This is a genomic window from Leisingera sp. F5, from assembly GCF_001593695.1.
Map to the genome: position 1 here is coordinate 1 of NZ_LUKH01000498.1, position 2259 is coordinate 2259.

Genomic DNA, 2259 nt, shown 5'->3' on the forward strand with positions numbered 1-2259 from the left:
ACCCTCTAGGTACCGCTGCCGTTCTGCCGCATGAAGCGGGCAGCGAATTGAGACGACTTAGGAGAATACGACGATGGCGACTGGCACCGTCAAATGGTTCAACACCACCAAAGGCTATGGCTTTATTGCACCCGACGATGGCGGCAAGGATATTTTTGTCCACATTTCCGCAGTTGAGCGATCGGGGCTGACCGGCCTGGCAGACAATCAGAAAGTGACCTTTGAGCTGCAGGCGGGCCGGGATGGCCGCGAGTCCGCGGTTGATATTGCACTGGCCTCCTGATCCGAACTTCTGATCACGCTTGAAAGCTTTCAAACAGCCCTGCCCGCCGGGGCTGTTTTCACTGGGTGATCATCTCGACCAGCTGCAGGGCAGCCGGCCCGATCGCAGCCACATTCAGCGCAACGCCCCGGGCATTGGGGTGGATACCGTCATCCTGCATATAAGCCTGCGCCGCAGCAGGGTCGCCACCCGCCTTTGCTGCAATGCCCGCAAAGGCATCCAGGTGCAGAACCGCGCCGAATTCGGCGGCCAGATCCGGGTAGATCGCATCAAAAGCGGCTTTATACTCCGGCCCGTAGTTGCCCGGCGCCTTCATGCCGACCAGAAGTGCTTTAATGCCCAGGGCCTTCGCTTCCTGCAGGATGAGGGCCAGGTTGGCCCGCGCCTCCTCTGGCGCCAGACCGCGCAACAGGTCATTGCCCCCTAAAAGCACGATCAACCCGTCGGGATTGTCCGACAGCGTCCACGCGGCCCGTTCCGCCCCGCCCGCTGTAGTGTCGCCGGACACACCGGCGTTCTGCAGAACCACTTCGGCGCCGTTTTCATTCATCCAGCGCTCCAGCTGCGGCACCAGGCCCTGGTCCTGCGGCAGCCCGTAGCCCTGCACCAGACTGTCGCCCAGGGCAGTGATCCGCAGCGGCTCAGCCCAGGCAGGACATGAAAAAAGCAGCAAACTCAACAGCGCCAGTATCTTGTGCATCGCCGCAAACACTCCATATCCGATAGGTGGATCCAACAGGCAGGCCCTATGACTGACAATAACAGCCCCGTTCTGCATCTGTTAGATGCATCCTTGACCCTGAATAGCAATACCGGCCCGGTAGAGATTTTGCACGGCATCTCGCTGGACATGCAGCAGGGGGAGACTTTGGGGCTGGTCGGGCCGTCCGGGTCCGGCAAGTCGTCGTTGCTGATGCTGATGGGCGGGCTGGAACAGGCAACCGGCGGCACGATCTCCGCGCTTGGTCAAGATCTGACCGCGATGGACGAGGACGCGCTGGCCCGGTTCCGCCGCAATAACATGGGGGTGGTATTCACGCGCCGGAACTGGCGGCCCGCTGCGACCGGGTGGTCCGGCTGCGCGACGGGCGGGTCGATGACGAGGCCGCGCGCGAGGCCGCGGAATGAGCATTTCCGCCTTCCGTCTCGCCTGGCGCTTTGCCCTGCGCGAGCTGCGCGGCGGCCTCAAGGGCTTTCGCATTTTCCTGGCCTGCCTGGCGCTGGGGGTCGGGGTAATTGCTGCCATCGGCTCCATCCGGGCATCGATCGAGACCGGCCTGTCGCGCGAAGGCGCGACCATTCTGGGCGGCGATGCCGAGCTGAACTTCACCTACCGCTTTGCCAATGAAGACGAACGCGCCTGGCTGGACCGGAACGCGGTCCGCTTTTCCGAGATTGCCGAGTTCCGCTCGATGGCGACGGTGGGCGAGGAGCGCGGGCTGACCCAGGTGAAGGCGGTGGACGGGCTGTATCCGTTGAAGGGGGATATGCACCTCACGCCTGAAATGCCGTTGGAGACTGCCCTAGCCGGAGCGGAGGGCTTACCCGGCGGGGTGATGGACCGGGTGCTGGCGGACCGGTTGGGGCTGCAGCCGGGCGATAGCTTCCGATTGGGGACTCAGGATTTCCGCCTGATGGCAGTGATTACCTTGGAGCCGGATGCCGCTGCCTCGGGCTTTGAACTGGGGCCGCGCACTATGGTGAGCACCGGGGATCTGGCGGAGTCAGGCCTGTTGGAGCCGGGCACGCTGTTTGACACCAAATACCGGATGGAACTGCCGGCGGGCAGCGATCTGAACACACTGCAGGCCGAGGCCGAGGGTCTGTTTGAAACCACCGGCATGCGCTGGCGGGATGCCCGCAACGGCGCGCCGGGGATTTCCTCCTTTGTCGAGCGTCTGGGCGGGTTTCTGGTGCTGGTGGGCCTGTCCGGACTGGCGGTGGGCGGGGTTGGCGTTTCCGCCGCCGTGCGGGCC

At 63.9% G+C, this 2259-nt stretch carries 3 protein-coding genes and 1 pseudogene; 3 read left to right on the top strand and 1 reads right to left on the bottom strand.

Annotation, left to right across the window (positions count from 1 at the left end):
* Positions 1-73: 73 nt before the first annotated feature.
* Entirely contained in the window at positions 74-283 is a 210-nt protein-coding gene (locus tag A2I95_RS32420) for a cold-shock protein (RefSeq protein WP_027257703.1), read from the top strand.
* 58 nt (positions 284-341) lie between these two features.
* On the opposite strand, the gene A2I95_RS32425 is transcribed toward A2I95_RS32420, so the two are convergent.
* On the bottom strand, positions 342-983 hold the full coding sequence (locus A2I95_RS32425) for an arylesterase (RefSeq protein WP_027257702.1): 642 nt from the start codon (positions 981-983) through the stop codon (positions 342-344).
* Between the two features lie 48 nt (positions 984-1031).
* Here A2I95_RS32425 and A2I95_RS32430 point away from each other — a divergent pair.
* Positions 1032-1319: pseudogene (locus A2I95_RS32430) on the top strand (ATP-binding cassette domain-containing protein); the annotation flags it as partial.
* A gap of 88 nt (positions 1320-1407) precedes the next feature.
* Positions 1408-2259, top strand: an 852-nt coding sequence (locus A2I95_RS32435; RefSeq protein ID WP_367153181.1) for an ABC transporter permease, incomplete at its 3' end; no start/stop codon positions are given.

What these genes read in the sequence shown, in the direction of transcription:
- A2I95_RS32420 (WP_027257703.1), top strand. Translation starts at nt 74, where the DNA reads ATGGCGACTGGCACCGTCAAATGGTTCAACACCACCAAAGGCTATGGC.
- A2I95_RS32425 (WP_027257702.1), bottom strand. Translation starts at nt 983, where the DNA reads ATGCACAAGATACTGGCGCTGTTGAGTTTGCTGCTTTTTTCATGTCCT.